This is a genomic window from Neobacillus niacini (genome assembly GCF_023715785.1).
GTDB lineage: Bacteria > Bacillota > Bacilli > Bacillales > Cytobacillaceae > Neobacillus > Neobacillus niacini_E.
Genome location: NZ_JAMBOX010000004.1, coordinates 125,153 through 143,613 on the forward strand (window position 1 = coordinate 125,153; position 18,461 = coordinate 143,613).

Annotated in this window: 20 protein-coding genes; 1 reads left to right on the forward strand and 19 read right to left on the reverse strand. The window is 43.2% G+C overall.

Translation table 11 applies throughout. From position 1 onward, the window contains the following. Positions 1-135 precede the first annotated feature (135 nt). From era to rpsU, 13 genes are all read right to left on the reverse strand, one after another. Complete coding sequence (era, locus tag M3234_RS10200; RefSeq protein WP_262304618.1) at positions 136-1,059, reverse strand: GTPase Era; 924 nt, start codon at positions 1,057-1,059, stop codon at positions 136-138. Further along, entirely contained in the window at positions 1,049-1,450 is a 402-nt protein-coding gene (locus M3234_RS10205) for a cytidine deaminase (RefSeq protein WP_262304619.1), read from the reverse strand. Before M3234_RS10205 ends, era begins: the two co-directional genes overlap by 11 nt. A gap of 199 nt (positions 1,451-1,649) precedes the next feature. Continuing rightward, on the reverse strand, positions 1,650-2,045 hold the full coding sequence (locus tag M3234_RS10210) for a diacylglycerol kinase family protein (RefSeq protein WP_396953944.1): 396 nt from the start codon (positions 2,043-2,045) through the stop codon (positions 1,650-1,652). Then, positions 2,023-2,493: an rRNA maturation RNase YbeY gene (gene ybeY, locus M3234_RS10215; RefSeq protein ID WP_262304620.1), complete on the reverse strand. Its 471-nt coding sequence runs from the start codon at positions 2,491-2,493 to the stop codon at positions 2,023-2,025. The genes M3234_RS10210 and ybeY overlap by 23 nt, the downstream gene beginning before the upstream one ends. Next, positions 2,490-4,661 carry an HD family phosphohydrolase gene (locus M3234_RS10220; RefSeq protein ID WP_262304621.1) on the reverse strand — a complete coding sequence of 724 codons (2,172 nt, stop codon included), beginning with the start codon at positions 4,659-4,661 and terminating at the stop codon, positions 2,490-2,492. Before M3234_RS10220 ends, ybeY begins: the two co-directional genes overlap by 4 nt. 199 nt (positions 4,662-4,860) lie before the next feature. Beyond that, positions 4,861-5,826, reverse strand: coding sequence for a PhoH family protein (locus M3234_RS10225; RefSeq protein WP_262304622.1), 966 nt, complete (start codon positions 5,824-5,826; stop codon positions 4,861-4,863). Further along, positions 5,823-7,019 carry a sporulation protein YqfD gene (gene yqfD / locus M3234_RS10230; protein WP_262304623.1) on the reverse strand — a complete coding sequence of 399 codons (1,197 nt, stop codon included), beginning with the start codon at positions 7,017-7,019 and terminating at the stop codon, positions 5,823-5,825. The genes M3234_RS10225 and yqfD overlap by 4 nt, the downstream gene beginning before the upstream one ends. Beyond that, positions 7,016-7,318 carry a sporulation protein YqfC gene (gene yqfC, locus M3234_RS10235; RefSeq protein ID WP_262304624.1) on the reverse strand — a complete coding sequence of 101 codons (303 nt, stop codon included), beginning with the start codon at positions 7,316-7,318 and terminating at the stop codon, positions 7,016-7,018. Before yqfC ends, yqfD begins: the two co-directional genes overlap by 4 nt. A 96-nt stretch (positions 7,319-7,414) precedes the next feature. Then, entirely contained in the window at positions 7,415-7,852 is a 438-nt protein-coding gene (locus tag M3234_RS10240) for a hypothetical protein (RefSeq protein ID WP_262304625.1), read from the reverse strand. Positions 7,853-7,875: 23 nt separating this feature from the next. Further along, entirely contained in the window at positions 7,876-8,865 is a 990-nt protein-coding gene (gene floA, locus M3234_RS10245; RefSeq protein WP_262304626.1) for a flotillin-like protein FloA, read from the reverse strand. Positions 8,866-8,879: 14 nt separating this feature from the next. After that, entirely contained in the window at positions 8,880-9,518 is a 639-nt protein-coding gene (locus M3234_RS10250) for an NfeD family protein (protein ID WP_262304627.1), read from the reverse strand. Between the two features lie 117 nt (positions 9,519-9,635). Then, positions 9,636-10,082 (reverse strand): GatB/YqeY domain-containing protein, encoded by a 447-nt coding sequence (locus tag M3234_RS10255; RefSeq protein ID WP_262304628.1) that lies wholly within the window; start codon positions 10,080-10,082, stop codon positions 9,636-9,638. A gap of 13 nt (positions 10,083-10,095) precedes the next feature. Next, positions 10,096-10,269 (reverse strand): 30S ribosomal protein S21, encoded by a 174-nt coding sequence (gene rpsU / locus M3234_RS10260; protein ID WP_003152957.1) that lies wholly within the window; start codon positions 10,267-10,269, stop codon positions 10,096-10,098. A 205-nt stretch (positions 10,270-10,474) separates the two neighbouring features. On the opposite strand from rpsU, the gene M3234_RS10265 reads away from it, so the two are divergent. Continuing rightward, positions 10,475-11,410 (forward strand): Na/Pi symporter, encoded by a 936-nt coding sequence (locus tag M3234_RS10265; RefSeq protein WP_262304629.1) that lies wholly within the window; start codon positions 10,475-10,477, stop codon positions 11,408-11,410. A 40-nt stretch (positions 11,411-11,450) separates the two neighbouring features. Here the strand turns inward: M3234_RS10265 and mtaB are convergent, their stop codons facing one another. The 6 genes from mtaB to grpE form a co-directional block, all read right to left on the reverse strand. Beyond that, positions 11,451-12,824 (reverse strand): tRNA (N(6)-L-threonylcarbamoyladenosine(37)-C(2))-methylthiotransferase MtaB, encoded by a 1,374-nt coding sequence (gene mtaB / locus M3234_RS10270; protein ID WP_262304630.1) that lies wholly within the window; start codon positions 12,822-12,824, stop codon positions 11,451-11,453. Between the two features lie 8 nt (positions 12,825-12,832). Further along, positions 12,833-13,582: a 16S rRNA (uracil(1498)-N(3))-methyltransferase gene (locus tag M3234_RS10275; protein WP_262304631.1), complete on the reverse strand. Its 750-nt coding sequence runs from the start codon at positions 13,580-13,582 to the stop codon at positions 12,833-12,835. Positions 13,583-13,692: 110 nt separating this feature from the next. After that, positions 13,693-14,634, reverse strand: coding sequence for a 50S ribosomal protein L11 methyltransferase (gene prmA / locus M3234_RS10280; protein WP_262304632.1), 942 nt, complete (start codon positions 14,632-14,634; stop codon positions 13,693-13,695). A 17-nt stretch (positions 14,635-14,651) separates the two neighbouring features. Beyond that, positions 14,652-15,791: a molecular chaperone DnaJ gene (dnaJ, locus tag M3234_RS10285; protein ID WP_262304633.1), complete on the reverse strand. Its 1,140-nt coding sequence runs from the start codon at positions 15,789-15,791 to the stop codon at positions 14,652-14,654. A 121-nt stretch (positions 15,792-15,912) separates the two neighbouring features. After that, the gene (gene dnaK, locus M3234_RS10290; protein WP_262304634.1) at positions 15,913-17,748 is read right to left on the reverse strand and encodes a molecular chaperone DnaK; all 1,836 of its coding nucleotides are present in this window, start codon (positions 17,746-17,748) and stop codon (positions 15,913-15,915) included. Between the two features lie 31 nt (positions 17,749-17,779). Then, the gene (gene grpE, locus M3234_RS10295) at positions 17,780-18,397 is read right to left on the reverse strand and encodes a nucleotide exchange factor GrpE (RefSeq protein WP_285858374.1); all 618 of its coding nucleotides are present in this window, start codon (positions 18,395-18,397) and stop codon (positions 17,780-17,782) included. Positions 18,398-18,461: the final 64 nt, after the last annotated feature.

Below are 18,461 nucleotides of genomic sequence, written 5' to 3' on the forward strand. Positions count from 1 at the left end.
TAGACTAGCGTTTCTGCATTTCCTGCCTTACATTTATCATAGCCTGCCAACGATATAATCATGAGACGTAAATTTTGTTAATCTTGGATGCGCATATTTTGATTGTTAATTTAATAATTTTATTAGAGCAGGTCATTAATACTCATCTTCATTGAATCCATATTCTCTGAGTTGGGACATACGATTGCGCCAATCTTTTTGCACCTTTACCCATAACTCGAGAAAAACTTTGGAACCAAGGAGATTTTCAATATCAACACGGGCCCGTTTGCCAATTTCCTTTAACATGCTTCCCTGCTTGCCAATGATAATCCCTTTTTGTGAATCTCGCTCGACAATAATTGTCGCCATCACATGAATAATGTCCTTATTGCCCTGACGTTCCATTTTGTCAAGAACAACAGCCAATGAATGGGGGATTTCTTCCCTGGTCAAATGCAACGCCTTTTCCCTAATCAATTCCGTAATGATAAACCTCTCAGGATGATCGGTTACCTGGTCTGCCGGATAATACTGTGGGCCCTCCGGCAACACCGCTTTAATTTGCGAGAGCAGCCGCTCCACATTGTTGCCTTCCAAAGCGGAAATTGGCACTACCTGCTGAAAAGCGTATTTTTCTTTATACGATTCAATAATCGCTAGCAATTCATCGGGGTGAATCCGGTCAATCTTATTAATGACAAGAAAGATAGGTGTGTTAATTGTTTGGAATTTTTCAAGGATAAATTCCTCGCCACGCCCAAAGCCTTCTTCAGCATTTACCATAAATAAGATTAAATCGACTTCTTTTAACGTATTTTGAGCAACCTTCATCATAAAGTCGCCTAATCGATGCTTTGGTTTATGGATTCCCGGTGTATCAATAAAAATCATCTGGGCATCATCATGTGTCAGGACCCCTTGAATTTTGTTCCTTGTTGTTTGGGGCTTGTCGCTCATGATAGCAATTTTTTGGCCGATTACCCGATTTAAAAAAGTGGATTTCCCTACGTTTGGACGGCCAATAATGGAGATAAAGCCCGATTTGTAAGATCTGGATTCGTTTACATTATTTTGCATGCAAATCCTCCGGGGAAAATGCGCCTGGCAGCAGGTTTTCCACTGTGATTTCCTGTATATCGCCCTTCAAATTTGTCAAAATCACTTTCATATCTCGCGGGCAAAGCTCCGAAATCACCTGACGGCATGCCCCACATGGTGAACAAGGCCTATCGGTATCGGCAATGACAGCCATCATTTGAAAATTCCGGTCACCTTCCGAATACGCTTTAAACAATGCGGTCCGCTCTGCACAGTTACACATACTATACGCAGCATTTTCAATATTGCAGCCATGATATATTTTACCGTCTTTTGTTAGCAGTGCTGCTCCAACTCCAAATTTCGAGTATGGAACATAGGCTTTTTCTCTTGCTTTTTTTGCTTCTTCAATCAGTTGTTCAACGTGCACTAGTCTTCTTCCTTTCCAGCAAATAATTGCTGTTCCTTTATTTTACCTCAACTTTGCTTGAAAATCATTATTTGAAATAAAAAATATCAAAAATTTTAAATAATTGAAATATTCCTAAAATGACTCTGTTGAAAAGCTAGTTAAATCATTTTAACGAATTTATCCAACCATTTCAAATTCAATTACTGAAATTTTTCTTTCAAACAATATTTAGAAGCTTCAGGATATATGGAGAAAAAATGATGATTCCAATAATCACCGATAAACAAGCATACACAAAAACCGCGCCTGCTGCGATATCCTTTGCCTGTTTCGCCAGCGGATGAAATTCCGGTGACGCAAGGTCGACAATGCGCTCTATCGCCGTATTTACCATTTCTAGGGCAAACATGCCGCAGATGGCAAACAGAATAAATAACCACTCGATAGCGGAAATCGAGAAATAGATCGAGACAGACAGTACAACCACCGAACCGGCCAAGTGTATTCGCATATTTCGTTCCTGTTTTACAGCAGTCACAATGCCAGCAATTGCATAGGAAAAGGAGTGCCAGACTGGTCTGGATTTTTGTTTATCGAGTGAGTCCATAATCATTCAATATTTCCCTTTGCAATGTGAACATTTCCTTCTCGTCTTCCTCGTTCATATGGTCATAACCCATTAGGTGCAAAAATCCATGAACGGCTAAAAAACCTAATTCCCGCTCAAATGAGTGCCCATATTCCTGAGCCTGCTCCTCAGCCCTTTGTATCGAGATAATGATATCTCCCAGAATGCGGGGCATGTCGCCACCAATAAGCTCCACCTCGCCCTCGCCAAGCTCTTCCATGGCAAACGAGATGACATCGGTCGGTGCATCCTTATCCCGATAATCACGATTTATCTCCTGGATCCGGTCATTTGTAACAAAAGTTATTGATACTTCGCTATGCTGTTCAACCTCAAGTTTTCCTGCTGCAAAATTCACCAACCGTTCCACGTCAAGGATTTGTTGGTCTGATAGCAGATTCGTTTCGTCAAGGCTGTCAATTAGTAATGTCATGCTTGCTTCACCTTCTTTGTAAGTTCGGGATATTCAATCCGGGAGTGGAAGATTCCCTTAAGCGTTTCACATAAAGAATGGGTTACCATTTCAATTTCTTTTAATGTTAAATCACATTCATTTAACTGCCCATCTTGAAGCCTGTCCGTAACAATTTTTCGGACGAGCGATTCAATGGCTTCCGGGGTAGGTTGGGAAAGGGAACGGACTGCCGCCTCTACACTATCCGCAATTCCGACCACAGCGGATTCCTTTGATTGTGCTTTTGGACCGGGATAACGAAAATCCTCCTCTTGCGTGTCGGGATTATTTTGCACTGCCTTATGATAAAAAAACTTCAATAAAGACGTTCCATGATGCTGTTCGGCTATTTCAACGATTTCCTTCGGCATGTGGTGTTTTCTTAAGATGGCGGACCCATCAATGACATGGGCAATGATAATGCTGGCGCTTTTATCCGGCGGCAAGCGGTCATGCGGATTGTCACGATGCATCTGGTTTTCGATAAAAAAGTTCGGACGCCGCGTTTTTCCAATATCATGGTAATAACTCCCAACTCTTGCCAACAGACCGTTTGCCCCAATTGCTTCACAAGCAGACTCAGATAAATTTGCGACCATGACACTATGATGATAGGTTCCCGGTGCTTCCATCAAGATTTTTCGTAGCAGCGGATGATTGGGATTAGACAGTTCAATCAGCCTCATTGTTGATAGAATGCCAAAGCTGGCCTCGAAAAATGGCAGTAATCCCATCGCCAGCACCGCTGAGCTGATCCCGGAAACAAGGGCGGTGACAAAATAATAACCATATTCTAGCCCGGAAAACTGCCCGTTAGGCAAAAACATTAACGCCAATAGCGTCATTAGGTTCACAAATCCGGTGAATAAGCCAGCGCGCAATATATTGGTCCGCTGGTTTTGGCTGCTCAAAAACAAAATCCCCGCCAATGAACTAAAGAGAATATAAATTCCCTCCGAATAATTTAACGTTCCGGAAACACCTTCATTAAACAGGATGCTCCCACACACAGCCAAAATAATCGAAGATAAAATTGCCAGCCTCTCATCGATTAAAATCTTAATTAGGATTCCGCTCAATGCGGCAGGGACAAGATAGCCAATCCCCGAAAAATTAAAAATTTGCAGCATGCTAATCAGCTTCATTATAAGGATTGATAAACTGAAAATAAAACCAAACAGCAATAAGAACGTTTGCCGCTTTTCTGGCTCTGCCTTCATTTCATAAAAATAAAAGTAGACAGCAGACAGGATGGTCACAATCAACATGATCAATCCCACAAAAGGTTTAAATGATTTTTCCGTTTTCAGTAAACCGACAAGCTGAAGCTGGTGAAATATTTCCTGATTGATAAGCTCACCTTCATCGACAATCACCTGTCCCTGAAGGATTTTCACCGGATCAACACTTTCCGCTGCCTGCTGGCGCAGCTCTTCCGTTGCTGACGGATCATAAAATTCGTTTTGAATGACCGCATATCTTCCAAGTTCAATCGCTGCCGCTTTTAGGCTGTCATTCAGTGTCGTATATCTTAATTCTTCCTCGACTCTTTTTTTGGCGTTTTCCACCTCGTCAGCCGGAATTCGTTTAGTCATGACATTGTTTATCGCCGTAACCGTCAAATCCTTGGCAATCGAAAGCTCTTCATTGGCGGAGAGAATTAAGCTTGTAAAAACCTGATCGGACAGCTGCTTTGTGACAGTGGTTGTCAATTTGCCCTTAAGCAAAGTAACCTTTTCCGCAGAGGACGGTTCCACGGGTGCGGGTTGTTCCTCAGTCGCAGCCGCTTCTTGTTTCTTCATAGTCTCTTTTACTTCATCATTTACTTCCGCAGCGGCTTTAAAAATAGAAGTAATTAAGTCGACACGGTTCTGCGTATATTCATTTTTCAAAGTATAAACAGGCTGTACTTGATCGCGTGCTTCCTTCCGTTTCCTCTCCGTGCTTTTTTTATCTTCAACTGTCGCCGGGGAGCGAATCGTTTTTTCGGCAATGGAGAACATATCAATGTCCAATTTTTCCGGTTTGACATTATTAAACATGACCGCAAACAATACCAACCCTAAAACAATAAAGAAAAGTATGCGAAAAAACGTAATATCCAGCAGTTTTCGTATCCGTAAGAAGTACTGATGCAGTATCTCCAAACAATATCCCTCCAACCAAGGCCTCTGAAATTCCATGCTTCAACAACTTATGTATTTTACAGCAAGGCTGCTTTATGTAAAATGATAACAGTTTTTTCTTGAAGTTTCATCCTCAATTGACGGAACCCTCCATAATTTATGAAATGAAAATGGGATAAACCTTTAAATTTGGTTTATCCCAAAGCCTACATTCGTTCAGTTAAAGACTTGGTTTCTTTTCGTACGCCTCAATAATTCGGCCGACAAGCGGATGACGGACAACATCAGTTTGCTCCAGGAATACAAATGAGATGCCATTAACGTCCCGTAAAATGGCTTCCGCCTCAACCAGTCCGGATTTTGCCCCTTTCGGCAAATCGATTTGGGTCCGGTCCCCCGTAATGACCATTTTGGAGCCAAATCCAAGTCTGGTCAAAAACATTTTCATTTGCGCATGGGTCGTATTTTGCGCCTCATCCAAAATCGCAAAAGCATCATCAAGGGTTCGCCCCCGCATATACGCCAGCGGCGCAATTTCAATCGTCCCGCGTTCAATCAGCCTGCCGGTGTGTTCCGCACCCAATACATCATGGAGTGCATCATACAACGGCCTTAAATATGGGTCGACCTTTTCCTTTAGATCACCAGGCAAAAACCCCAGGCTTTCACCAGCCTCAACAGCCGGTCTTGTCAAAATGATTTTATTTACCTGGCCATTTTTGAGGGCATTGACAGCCATCACGACCGCAAGATATGTCTTGCCTGTTCCGGCAGGTCCGATGCCAAAGACAAGATCATTCTTTTTTATGGCATGAATGTAATGGCGCTGGCCAAGAGTTTTGACGCGAATCGTTTTCCCTTTAACATTTTTTCCAATTTCTTCATCATACAAGTTTTCAAAATAATCTAAAGTGCCTTTTTGCGCCATTTGCACCGCATAGAGTACATCTCTCTGGCTAATATTAATCCCCTTGCGGATTACTGCCATTAGCTTGTCGACAATTTGACCTGCCATGATGACGCTGTCTTCGTCACCACTGAGGCTAACGGATTCGCCTCTTGTAATGAGTGAAACATCAAGCTCTTCTTCAATGATCTTCAAGTTTTGATCAGCATTTCCCAATAGGGCGATGGCCTCTGCCGGGGTTTCCAGCTGCACTTTAATCGTTGTTAACTTTTCTGTCATTCATTAGTCTCCTTGGGAATAGGTTGTCCGACTGCTATGTTTTCAATCATCTTAAAATGGATGTCAAGTATAACTTTACCATTTTCAACTGTCTTGTGTAAAATTTTTTCGTCTTTAAAGATAGCATCCTCATCCAATTGGCTTTTTATTTCTTTTCTCGCCAATTCCAATGCATTTTCTTCCGCTTCCTTCTCTGTATAGGTACGAGGGAGCACTTCGCTCTCGCGGATTGTTTTATTTATATAAGCGATGGGAAGTTCCCATTTTAAAAAATGAAGCTTATATATATTCTTTTCCGTTTCATACTCCTTAAATTCAGTTTTGCCAAATCCCCAAAATGGCAATTCAACTTTTCCAAAGGAAAGGAAATGCTTCACTTCTTCATTTCCGGTATATGTTTTAAAGTTCGTTTTAAATGGAAGTTCCACATGACTCTTATACCAAGTTTCTCCCCAAATTTCGCCCTTCGCGGCAACCTGCCTGGGATTTTTGCCCTCTTGTCCGATTTCACCTGATACCAGCAATTGCCCCTCTTCAACATGGTCATTTGTGTCGACCATTTTTTGTCCTTCCTCAACAAAAGTTTTCACGATAATTGCTTTCTTTTTTGCGATTAAATTTTGTGGTGCCAATACTTCCGGTGCTTTTGGTTCATTCTTTTCGACAACCTGTAGATGATAGGTTGTCCCGTTTAATTCCACACCAACCCACGTAAGTTCACCAATACTATTGGTTAACCCCCGTTGGATTCCTTCCACATTTTTCACAAAAAATTGTAGTTTGCCAATTTTAACGCCCATCTTGTCCAATTCCTGCCGGATTTTATATTCTGTTGCAGGCTTTGCCCCCTTAATCTCGATTCCCCAAATCACATTTGACAATAAAAAGATGATCAGAAGAAAAACCCCTGCCCCCACCATAAAACCGCTGTTTTTCATCATTCTCCGCAATAAAAAGGGGAATCCGTTCCTTCTCAAAAAGGAAACTCTGCACCCGCTATTGCGGACATAGGGCCTGATTTTTTTCGCTTCTTCCAGTCTCATTTTGAAGGTGATTGTCTCCGTTCCATGCCGTCTTACCCGCCAAATAAAAAAACCGTTCCGGGTCAGGACATTGATAAACCGCTCAATGCCTTTACCGGTTACCTTTACAGTGACAAAGCCAAATAAAAATTCCAACCACTGATTCTTCATTTCGTTCCTCCCGGATTTTCAGTTAAATATAAAACCTCATCAATTTTTCCTTCGAGCAAAATCTCTTCAGGTAAAATTGTTTTGATAACAAATGAATTTCCTTTTATTAATAATTGGCCTTGTTTTAACAGGAGACGGAGTTCTTTATCTGTAAACGCCAGCAAGCCGCGGTGGTTCTCGATGTAGATGTGGATTTGTCCGATCATTGTAATACGGGGCAAATCCATTATGACATCTTGAGGAAGATCCATATTGCTCGCCATCCAGTTCCGTATGCGCTGGCCCCATTTTTTTGCCATAAAAAAAGAACCCCCTTTCATCTCATGTTTATGAAATGAGCAGAGGTTCTAGCACATATTTTTCGATTTTGAACCTATTGAAATGGCCGTGTATACCTATCTTTTTTTTGCAAGGTAAGGCTTTTTGGAACGGGGCTCTCCCAGAATTTCAGCCCAAATGATTCCATTGATCAGTGTGTCCGGATTGGGTTTTTCGGAACGAACGGGCTGTTCCTCTTCAGCATATTTGATAGTGTCATTAATTCTGCTTTGCGGCATTTCGACTTGCTGCGGGTTTGCCCGATTGGCTGGACTGTCGGCCATTTCTTGTTTAGCCTTTTGATGCTTATTGGGGAAGTTATCCTTTTCAATAACTTCCTTTAACTCAGTTCCAGTTTCATTTGGCCATTCAGTTTGAAAAATCTTTTTTAAATCGTCAAAGGTATTGGCAGTGAACGGTTTGCCCGTTTGGAATGGTTTATTATTCTTGCCTTTGCCCTTTCCGAAAATCGTGGAAATAATCCCGATTATGATCAGGAACAGCAGTGTTTCCATGCTTCACCGCTCCCTTCTTTCGATTATTGTCCGTCCTTTTTCTCGCCTGTCATTTTACCGATAGAGCCTCTCATATCCGTATCCGCGGAGATGTTTTTAAAGTTCATATAATCCATCACGCCGATATTTCCTGATTTAAGGGCCTCCGCCATGGCCAGTGGTACCATTGCCTCCGCCTCGACTACCTTTGCTCTCATTTCCTGTACCCTTGCTTTCATCTCCTGCTCCTGGGCCACCGCCATAGCCCGGCGTTCTTCGGCCTTTGCCTGGGCTATTTTCTTGTCTGCTTCAGCCTGCTCAGTCTGCAATTCGGCACCAATGTTCTTGCCAATATCAACATCGGCGATATCGATTGATAAGATTTCAAAAGCCGTCCCTGCATCCAATCCTTTTGCCAGTACGGTTTGAGAAATGAGATCAGGATTCTCCAACACCTTGCTATGGCTGTCTGATGAACCAATGGTAGAGACAACCCCTTCACCAACACGGGCGACTACGGTTTCTTCGCCGGCCCCACCGACAAGACGATCGATATTGGCACGAACGGTGATTCTCGCTTTCGCCTTGACCTCAATCCCGTTCATCGCCACACCGGCGATAAACGGGGTTTCAATAACCTTTGGATTAACACTCATCTGAACTGCTTCCAATACGTCGCGGCCGGCCAAGTCGATGGCGGCACAGCGTTCGAACGATAATTCAATGTTGGCACGGTGCGCCGCAATCAATGCATTTACGACACGGTCCACATTACCACCGGCAAGATAGTGGCTTTCCAATTGGTTGATCGTTACTTTTAATCCTGCTTTATGGGCTTTAATCAGCGGATTGACAACCCTGCCCGGAATAACCCTTCGCAGCCTCATGCCGATTAAGGTAAAAATGCTGATTCTTACACCTGCGGCAAGCGCCGAAATCCACAGCATGACCGGCACAAACGACAATAATATACCAAATAGAATTAATGCTACGACAACAACTGCCAAAATAAAAATGGTTCCGCTTTCTAACATTTATTAAAACCTCCTTATTTGTTTACTTCTCTGACCACAATACGCGGCCCCTCTACCTTTATCACTATTATTCTGGTGTCCTTTTCTATAAAATCTCCTTCGCTGACCACATCTACTCGTTCATTCTTAATGATAGCTGTACCCGATGGACGCAACACCGTTAGTGCTTTGCCCTCTTTCCCCAATAGGTCAGTACGATTTACATTTGATACATAGCCATCTTCTTTTTTGGCAACATCAAATAAAACCATTTTATTAAAAAGAAGCAGTTTCTTCCCCCAAATCTTGATCATCATAAAGAAAACAACAATTGAGATTAAAATGGCAATCAAAATAGAAACGCCCATTTGCAGGGTGTCTTCCCCCGCCATAAAAAAACTTAAGATCAGGGCTGCGAACCCAAGTGTTCCCGCAACTGCCCCCGGGAGAAAAAATTCAAAGAAAATCAGGAGTATCCCGGAAATAAATAATGCCAGTGTTCCAAAGCCAGCCAGACCTGCCTGAAAATGTCCATAAAAGAATAATAGCAATGCTCCTATACCTATGAAGCCTGCAAGACCGAATTTTGGCGAAAACAACTCCAGCACAATACCTACACCGGCAATTGACAATAAAACGGTTACAACAATCGGATTAATTAGAAATTCAATCAATGAATGGCCCTCCTTTCTTGGTCGGTATTATGTATTACGGATGAGACCTGTAAAGGTTTCATCCAGTAAATTAAAAGACCGCAGGCAAAGCTGCCCGCGATCTTAGGTGTCAGAATACTATGAAAGGTGTTGTTGTACAAATTTATTAACAAGTGAACCATCTGCCTTGCCCTTAACTTTTGGCATAATCGCAGACATCACTTTTCCCATTTCCGCTTTTGAAGTTGCACCGACCTCAGCAATCGTTTGTTTCACTATGTCTGATAGTTCCTCTTCAGAAAGCTGCTCCGGCATGTACTGTTCAACAATTGTCAATTCTGTACGCAACTTTTCAACCAAGTCTTCACGACCGGCTTTATCAAACTCATGGAGGGAGTCTTTGCGTTGTTTTAATTCGCGAGAAAGGACTGTTAACTCATCCGCTTCGGAAAGTTCCTTGACGCCAAGCTTAATGGCTTCATTCTGCATGGAAGCTTTGATCATCCGAATGACAGAGAGTTTGTCTTTTTCCTTACTTTTCATCGCTTGTTTCATGTCATTATTTAAACGCTCAAGAAGACTCATTTATTACACCCTCTTAAAATTTACGTTTTCTAGCTGCTTCAGACTTTTTCTTACGTTTTACACTTGGCTTTTCGTAGAATTCGCGCTTTCTTGCCTCTTGCAAAGTACCAGTTTTTGATACAGAACGTTTGAAGCGACGAAGAGCATCTTCAAGCGATTCGTTTTTACGAACGACGGTTTTAGACATCCTCTTTCCCTCCCTCCGAAACACAACACACTTACATCAATCCATGTACCTTGCAATTATAATATAACCTTGATACAAGGTCAACTGTATTTCACAATCCTTAGAACTTTGTACTCAGTTTTTATGCACAATCCTGTTATTTTTGATTGAATGTGACATGTCCTATTCTATCAGGCCATACAATGATTGCAGGGGGGCCTAAGACATGCTGTACATATTATTATTTGTTCTTTGCATTTTATTATTTCTTTTTGGAATGACGATTATCAGGTTTGGGTTATTCAATTTATCCGCTAATAAATTGAAAACATGGCTGATTAAGCTAACCAGTACGCCGTTAAAGGGAATGGTTACCGGGACGCTTATTACCGCTCTTTTGCAAAGCAGTTCTGCTGTAATGGTGATAACAATCGGGCTGATCTCTGCCAGAATTATGACTTTTCCTCAATCAATCGGCATTATTCTAGGCACCAATATCGGCACTACTTTTAAAACGGAATTAATTACCTTTAATATAGATGCAGTCTTGGTACCTTTTGCAATTATTGGCGCTTCGCTCATTTTATTTCCCAACAAGAAGGCAAGAAGTATCGGGATGCTCCTTTTTGGGATTGCCTCTGTTTTTACAGCAATGAAAGGTTTTGAAATGCTTGCCCAACCGTTAACATCGATGAATGTCATCCATCAATTTATCCTCTCGATTAATGACAATATTTTGTTGAGCTTGTTGACGGGGATGTTCATTACCTCGGTCATTCAATCGAGCACGGCGATGACAGGGATTGCGATGGGCTTCTTGACCGCAGGGCTGCTGCAATTGGATGCAGGGATTGCGATTGTGTTTGGGGCCAATATCGGTACTTGCATCACCGCCTTGATTGCTTCGTTTGGCGGAGGAAAAGAGTCAAAACTGGCAGCCTACGCCCATGTCTGGCTGAACGTATTCGGCGTCCTGTTATTTGTACCACTAATTCCGTTTCTGACCGAGAATGCACCGCTCTTGGCGGCACGAAAAGAGGTGCAGCTTGCACACATCAGCGTTATATTTAATGTCGTTTCCTCACTTCTGGTCCTGCCTTTCGCCGTAAAATTTGGCGAGATGATTTTGTTTATCCATGACCGCAACCGAAGGACCCAATAACGAAATAAGGGCGCCACATAGTTACGTGGCACCCTTTTAATTAAATCGCTGCTTCTTCTTTTGTAAATACTTCTTGTTTAACAGCCGCTGTATCCTCAACAACCCGGACAAACTGGCCTTCGTTGTACGGATAGCCCGCCTTGGTGATTTTAACTTTTACGATTTTTCCAACCATGTCCCCAGACGCTGGGAACACAACCTTCAGGTAATTATCTGTGTAGCCCACATACAGACCAGGAGTTTCCGATTCTTTGAATTCTTCTTCAGGAATGACCTCAAGAACTTCGCCTTCAAACTTTGAAGCGTACTCCTTGGCCAATTGATCTGAGAGAGTAATGAGGCGGTGTACGCGCTCATTTTTAACGTCTTCATCCACTTGGTCATCCATTCTTGCCGCTGGAGTGCCGGTCCGTTTCGAATAAGGGAACACGTGGAGCTCGGAAAACTTATGCTCATTAATAAAATTATAGGTCTCCATAAATTCTTCCTCGGTTTCACCAGGGAAGCCTACAATAACGTCGGAGGTAACCGCAAGGCCTGGAAGCACTTCCTTCAAACGCTCTAGGCGCTCTGCGAAAAATTCCATCGTATATTTTCGGCGCATTCTCTTTAAAACCGTATTGGAACCGGACTGAATCGGAATATGAAGATGACGCACAACAATATTGGAATGATTGATAACATCAATGACCTCATCGGTGATTTGGCTTGCTTCAATCGAAGAAATGCGCAGTCTCTCCAGTCCCTTAACTTGGGCTTCTAAATCACGCAGCAGCATGGCAAGATTGTAATCCTTCATATCCTCGCCGTAGCCGCCTGTATGAATCCCGGTCAAGACGATTTCCTGATAGCCTGCATCGACCAATTGCTGTGCCTGGCGGATGACTTCCTTCGGATCACGCGATCTCATTAAACCACGTGCCCATGGAATGATACAGAAGGTACAAAAGTTGTTGCAGCCTTCTTGGATTTTTAATGAGGCACGAGTTCTGTCGGTAAATGAAGGAACATCAAGTTCTTCGTAAACGCGGTTTTTCATAATATTACCGACACCATTAATTGGCTGGCGCTCTTGCTTATATTGCTCGATATAGTCAAGCATTTTGATACGGTCTTGTGTCCCGACAACAACATCAACGCCAGGGATGGCCATAATTTCGGCAGGAGAAGTCTGCGCATAACAGCCAGTTACGCAAATGACAGCATCCGGATTTTTCCGGACAGCCCGTCTAATCACCTGGCGGCTTTTTTTATCGCCGGTATTTGTTACAGTACAAGTATTAATAATATATACATCAGAAATGGATTCAAAGTCCACCCTCTCGTAGCCCTCTTGCTTAAACAACTGCCAGATGGCTTCTGTTTCATAGTGGTTCACTTTGCAGCCTAATGTATGAAACGCAACTGTTGGCATTGTTTTTCTCACCTCAGTAATTCAAAATGATAGGAAATGGCGGCCAGTGTGTATAACGGTGCCGTTTCCGTTCTTAAAATGCGCGGACCCAAGCCGCATAAGGTAAAACCATTGTTCTGCAGCTGTTCGACCTCTGCTTCAGCCAGGCCGCCTTCAGGGCCAAACACTAGCAATAGTGATTCACCTTGTTTCATTTGCTTTAGGACGGCCGAAAAAGCGGAAGCTTCCCCGTTCCTGCTTTCCTCTTCAAAAGCTGCCAATTTATAATCAAACTCTTTGCCGAGTGCAAGCAATTGTTTAAAACTTGCTGGTGCTTTTACATCGGGAATTCTCGTCCGATGGGACTGTTCGGCGGCTTCTTTGGCAATTTTTTGCCATCTGTCTATTTTTTTCGCCGCTTTCTTGTCATCCCATTTGACTACCGACCGGACCCCGGCAAACGGAATAAATTCTCGGGCTCCCAGCTCGGTTCCCTTTTGAATAATCCATTCCAGCTTGTCGCCTTTCGGAAGACCGCTGGCGATGGTCACAGATATCGGCAATTCAGGATTCTCTTCTTTCCATTGTACAACCTCAGCAACAACACTTTCATCGGTAATTTCTGCAAGTTTGCACACGGCCTGTTTTCCATCAGGACCGACACAAATGATTTGATCACCAACCACCATCCGCATAACCTTAATAATATGGTGACGGTCCTCGGCTTCGATGAAAAAACAGCCATTGCTTGCCCGATGTTGGACAAAGTAGCGTTGCATAAAATTGCACCCTCTCTTAAACGTTTTACGCTTTATTTTACTAGAGATAGGAAAACATTGAAAGCAAAAAATAAAAAGGGGACCAATTATCCCCCCTTAAGCCTCTATCATTATAACCGTTTAGAAATAATCGCAACCCAATCTTCCATTAAGATTGTTTCGACAATTTCGAAACCGGAAGCAATTAATGCTTCTTTAACCAAGTCTTTCTTCGGTTGAATAATGCCGGAAGTAATAAAGAATCCACCTGGTTTAACAACCCGAGCTGCATCATCGGTAAATCTCACGATGACTTCGGCTAAAATATTTGCGACAATAACGTCTGCAGCCCCTCCCTCCACATTATCAAGAAGGTTATTTTGGGATACAGTCACAATATTACTGACTTTATTTAACTTTATATTTAATTTCGCCTGGGTTACGGCGACCTCATCCAAATCAAATGCCTGGATTTCTTTTGCCCCGAGCATGGCAGCAGCAATGCTTAAAACGCCAGACCCGGTTCCGACATCGATGACTTTGTCCCCTTGTTTCACCGTTCTCTCAAGGGCTTGGATACACATCACCGTGGTAGGGTGTGTCCCAGTTCCAAAAGCCATGCCCGGGTCTAATTCAATGATTAATTCATCACTGCTGACAGGCTCATAGATTTCCCATGTTGGTACAATCGTAAAGCGATTGGAAATTTTAACCGGATTATAATATTTCTTCCAGGCGGTAGCCCACTCTTCCTCATTTACCTCGCTGATTGTGACGGTGTTTAAGCCTACATCTATATCATAAAGGATGAGGTTATTGATTGATTCTTTTATAGCTTCTACCGTTTCACCCAAGAAACTATTAACCGGCAGATAGGCTTTAACGATAACACCTTCCACGGGATAATCATCCGGATTGAGCTGGTAGATTTCACCGAATTGATCTTCTCTTTCTTTTGTCAACTCAAATGGATCTTCAATCACTACACCGCTCGCTCCGGCTTCGTGCAGTATATGTGATATAGGTTCAATCGCTTCATTCGTTGTATGGATACTTATCTCGGACCACTTCATTTTGCCAGCCCCAATCCTTATTCGCCCTTAAAGGCGCGCTTTACTTTTGAGAAAAAACTCTCCTCGTGTTCACCAAGCGGTGTTGAACCGCTGATGTCGGCGAATTCACGCAGTAGCTGCTTTTGTTTGTCGCTTAGCTTTGTCGGTGTAATAATCCGAACCTGAATATGTTGGTCCCCAACACCATAGCCGCGGACATTTGGCACCCCTTTGCCTTTTAAACGGAATCTTGTTCCCGTCTGTGTTCCGGCTGGAATTTTAAGTTTCACTTTTCCATGCAGCGTAGGTACCTCAATTTCATCTCCCAGTGCGGCCTGGACAAATGTTAATGGCATCTCGCAATAAATGTCATCGCCATCTCTTTCGAAAAACTCATGCTCGCGGACATGGAAAACTACATATAAGTCTCCTGCAGGGCCGCCGTTAACGCCTGCTTCTCCTTGTCCAGCCATGCGCAACTGCTGCCCATCGTCAATCCCGGCAGGAATTTTGACATGAATTTTCTTGCGTTTCTTCACTTTGCCCGCCCCGCCACAGGTTGAACACTTGTGTTTAATATCCTTGCCTGTTCCATTACAGTGATGGCATGTTCTGCGGTTCACAATTCTGCCAAATGGCGTATTCTGCTCGACGCTTACTTGGCCGGACCCTTGGCAATGCTTACAGGTTTCAGGCTTCGTTCCAGGTTTGGCTCCGGATCCATGGCATGTTTCACAAGTTTCCTCACGCGGAATTTCAATATCAGTCTCCTTGCCAAACGCCGCTTCCTCGAAAGAAAGGGTCATTGTGTATTGCAGGTCTGCACCTTGTCTTGGAGCGTTTGGATCCCTACGCCGGGAACCTCCTCCTCCGCCACCGAAGAAGGTATTGAAAATATCCTCAAAACCGCCAAAGCCGCCAAAATCTCCACCACCGCCAAAACCGCCAAAGCCTTGATTCGGATCGGCATGGCCGAACTGATCATAATGCGCCTTTTTTTGGTCATCGCTTAATACTTCATAAGCTTCCGCGATTTCTTTAAATTTATCCGCCGCATCCGGCTCTTTATTAATATCTGGATGATATTGTTTAGATAGTTTGCGATAAGCCTTTTTAATTTCATCCTTTGAGGCGCTTTTGCTTACCCCCAGCACCTCATAGTAATCCCGTTTACTCATGATTACCACTCCCGAATCTTTCACATAAAGATTATTCTAACACCCATAGGGGGGGATAGCAATGAAAAAGCCAAAGCCTTTAGCCTGACTTTGACTTTTTCATCGATTACCTATTTAGAAATTATTTATCGTCTTTAACTTCCTCAAATTCTGCATCGACGACATTGTCATCGTGTTTGGCAGAACCGCCAGCATCTTGGTTGCCTTGCTGCGCTTGTGATTGTTGCGCGGCTTGTTCATAAAGCTTAACGGTTAAAGCTTGAACGATTTCCTGCAAAGCATCTTTCTTCGTGCGGATTTCATTCAGGTCATTTTTCTCGATTGCCTGCTTCAAAGCATCTTTTGCCTCGTTTGCCTTTGCCACTTCTGAAGCATCGACTTTGCCTTCAAGGTCTTTTAATGTTTTTTCAGTAGTAAAGACAAGCTGATCAGCTTCGTTGCGAAGCTCAACTTCTTCTTTACGCTGTTTATCAGCTTCAGCATTGAGTTCTGCTTCTCTGACCATCTTTTGGATTTCCTCTTCTGATAGACCAGTAGAAGATTTAATCGTAATTTGCTGTTCTTTGTTTGTACCGAGATCCTTCGCACGGACATTGACAATCCCGTTTTTATCGATATCAAATGTTACCTCGATTTGCGGAATTCCGCGAGGTGCTGGCGGGATATCGGTTAACTGGAAGCGGCCCAATGTTTTGTTGTTTGCGGCCATTGGACGTTCGCCTTGAAGCACATGGATATCAACGGCAGTTTGGTTATCTGCTGCAGTTGAGAACACTTGCGATTTAGATGTTGGAATGGTGGTATTACGGTCAATTAACTTCGTAAATACGCCGCCCATTGTTTCAATTCCCAGTGATAATGGGGTTACGTCAAGCAGGACAACATCCTTAACATCACCAGTGATAACACCGCCTTGAATCGCAGCTCCCATTGCCACTACTTCATCAGGGTTAACACCGCGGTGCGGCTCCTTGCCGGTTGCCTTTTTAATCGCTTCTTGAACAGCAGGAATCCGCGTTGAACCCCCGACAAGAATAACCTTATCAAGATCAGCAGAAGTCATGCCGGCATCGCTCAGTGCCTGGCGGACAGGTCCCATTGTGCGTTCAACAAGATGAGCCGTTAATTCATCAAATTTAGCTCTGGATAAGCTTACCTCCATATGAAGCGGACCAGCAGGGCCTGCTGTAATAAATGGCAGGGAAACCTGCGTTGAGCTGACGCCTGATAGGTCTTTTTTCGCTTTTTCAGCCGCATCCTTCAGACGCTGAAGAGCCATTTTATCTTGAGCTAAATCGATGCCATTTTCTTTTTTGAATTGGTCAACAAGATAATCAATAATGACTTGGTCAAAATCATCACCGCCAAGACGATTGTCACCTGCAGTTGACTTTACTTCAAATACACCGTCGCCAAGTTCAAGAATGGAAACGTCAAATGTACCGCCGCCAAGGTCATAAACAAGGATTGTTTGATCTTGGTCGGTTTTATCCAAACCGTAGGCAAGTGCTGCAGCAGTCGGCTCGTTAATAATCCGTTCCACTTCAAGACCGGCGATTTTACCAGCATCTTTTGTGGCCTGACGTTCCGCATCGTTAAAGTAAGCAGGTACCGTAATGACTGCTTTTGTTACAGATTCTCCCAAATAATCCTCAGCATACGATTTTAAATATTGAAGAATAATCGCTGAAATTTCTTGGGGAGTATATTGTTTACCCTCAACCTCTTCTTTGTGGGTTGTACCCATATGACGCTTAACAGACATAATCGTATTTGGATTTGTAATTGCCTGGCGCTTAGCCACTTCTCCAACTTGGCGCTCGCCATTTTTAAATGCCACAACAGAAGGTGTGGTCCGGTTACCTTCCGGATTTGGAATTACTTTAGGTTCGCCGCCTTCAAGTACAGCCACACAGGAGTTGGTTGTACCAAGGTCAATACCAATAATTTTGCTCATTCCTTTTTCCTCCCTACTACATTATGTAACCTTATTGGTTTACTTTTACCATTGATGGTCTGATGACCCGATCCTTTAATAAATACCCTTTTTGGAACTCCTGGATCACTGCTCCAGGGCCAAAGTTTTCATCCTCACCTTGCATGACGGCATGATGGAACTGTGGATCAAATTCTTTGCCTACTGCCTCAATTGGTTCTACGCCTTCCTTTTTCAAAGCTTCCAACAGGCTGCGATAAACCATTTCCACTCCTTGAAGCAATGCCTTTGTTTGTTCATTGTCAGCCTCCATCACAAGCGCTCTTTCAAAGTTATCGAGGACTGGCAGCAAATCGGTCACCAATTTCTGCGCTCTATATTTTTCTGCCGCTTCCTGGTCTAAACGGGTACGGCGGCGGAAATTATCAAAGTCGGCATGCAGGCGCAAATATTTATTTTCAGCCTCTTCAAGCTTGCCCTGCAACAGTTGGATTTCTTTTTGTAGTTCTTCAGTCGCAGCATCTGTCGCATCGCTTTGTTCAGCCTCAACTTCAATGGCTTGGTCGATGGACATTCCTTCGTTTGATGCTGTTTCCTCAGTAAGTTCACCATTTTTATTGACAATTTCTTCTGCCTCAGTATTCACTGCGGAGTTTTTTTCTTTCGTCAACTTACTCACCTCCCTTAAAGGAAAAAATTGATAAGTTATTTTCTTTCACGGTAATAGGGTGAAA

What these genes read in the sequence shown, in the direction of transcription:
- dnaJ (WP_262304633.1), bottom strand. Translation starts at nt 15,791, where the DNA reads ATGAGTAAACGGGATTACTATGAGGTGCTGGGGGTAAGCAAAAGCGCC.
- dnaK (WP_262304634.1), bottom strand. Translation starts at nt 17,748, where the DNA reads ATGAGCAAAATTATTGGTATTGACCTTGGTACAACCAACTCCTGTGTG.
- mtaB (WP_262304630.1), bottom strand. Translation starts at nt 12,824, where the DNA reads ATGCCAACAGTTGCGTTTCATACATTAGGCTGCAAAGTGAACCACTAT.
- M3234_RS10275 (WP_262304631.1), bottom strand. Translation starts at nt 13,582, where the DNA reads ATGCAACGCTACTTTGTCCAACATCGGGCAAGCAATGGCTGTTTTTTC.
- M3234_RS10225 (WP_262304622.1), bottom strand. Translation starts at nt 5,826, where the DNA reads ATGACAGAAAAGTTAACAACGATTAAAGTGCAGCTGGAAACCCCGGCA.
- M3234_RS10265 (WP_262304629.1), top strand. Translation starts at nt 10,475, where the DNA reads ATGCTGTACATATTATTATTTGTTCTTTGCATTTTATTATTTCTTTTT.
- floA (WP_262304626.1), bottom strand. Translation starts at nt 8,865, where the DNA reads ATGTTAGAAAGCGGAACCATTTTTATTTTGGCAGTTGTTGTCGTAGCA.
- yqfD (WP_262304623.1), bottom strand. Translation starts at nt 7,019, where the DNA reads ATGAAGAATCAGTGGTTGGAATTTTTATTTGGCTTTGTCACTGTAAAG.
- prmA (WP_262304632.1), bottom strand. Translation starts at nt 14,634, where the DNA reads ATGAAGTGGTCCGAGATAAGTATCCATACAACGAATGAAGCGATTGAA.
- yqfC (WP_262304624.1), bottom strand. Translation starts at nt 7,318, where the DNA reads ATGGCAAAAAAATGGGGCCAGCGCATACGGAACTGGATGGCGAGCAAT.
- M3234_RS10240 (WP_262304625.1), bottom strand. Translation starts at nt 7,852, where the DNA reads ATGGAAACACTGCTGTTCCTGATCATAATCGGGATTATTTCCACGATT.
- M3234_RS10210 (WP_396953944.1), bottom strand. Translation starts at nt 2,045, where the DNA reads ATGATTATGGACTCACTCGATAAACAAAAATCCAGACCAGTCTGGCAC.
- ybeY (WP_262304620.1), bottom strand. Translation starts at nt 2,493, where the DNA reads ATGACATTACTAATTGACAGCCTTGACGAAACGAATCTGCTATCAGAC.
- M3234_RS10255 (WP_262304628.1), bottom strand. Translation starts at nt 10,082, where the DNA reads ATGAGTCTTCTTGAGCGTTTAAATAATGACATGAAACAAGCGATGAAA.
- era (WP_262304618.1), bottom strand. Translation starts at nt 1,059, where the DNA reads ATGCAAAATAATGTAAACGAATCCAGATCTTACAAATCGGGCTTTATC.
- rpsU (WP_003152957.1), bottom strand. Translation starts at nt 10,269, where the DNA reads ATGTCTAAAACCGTCGTTCGTAAAAACGAATCGCTTGAAGATGCTCTT.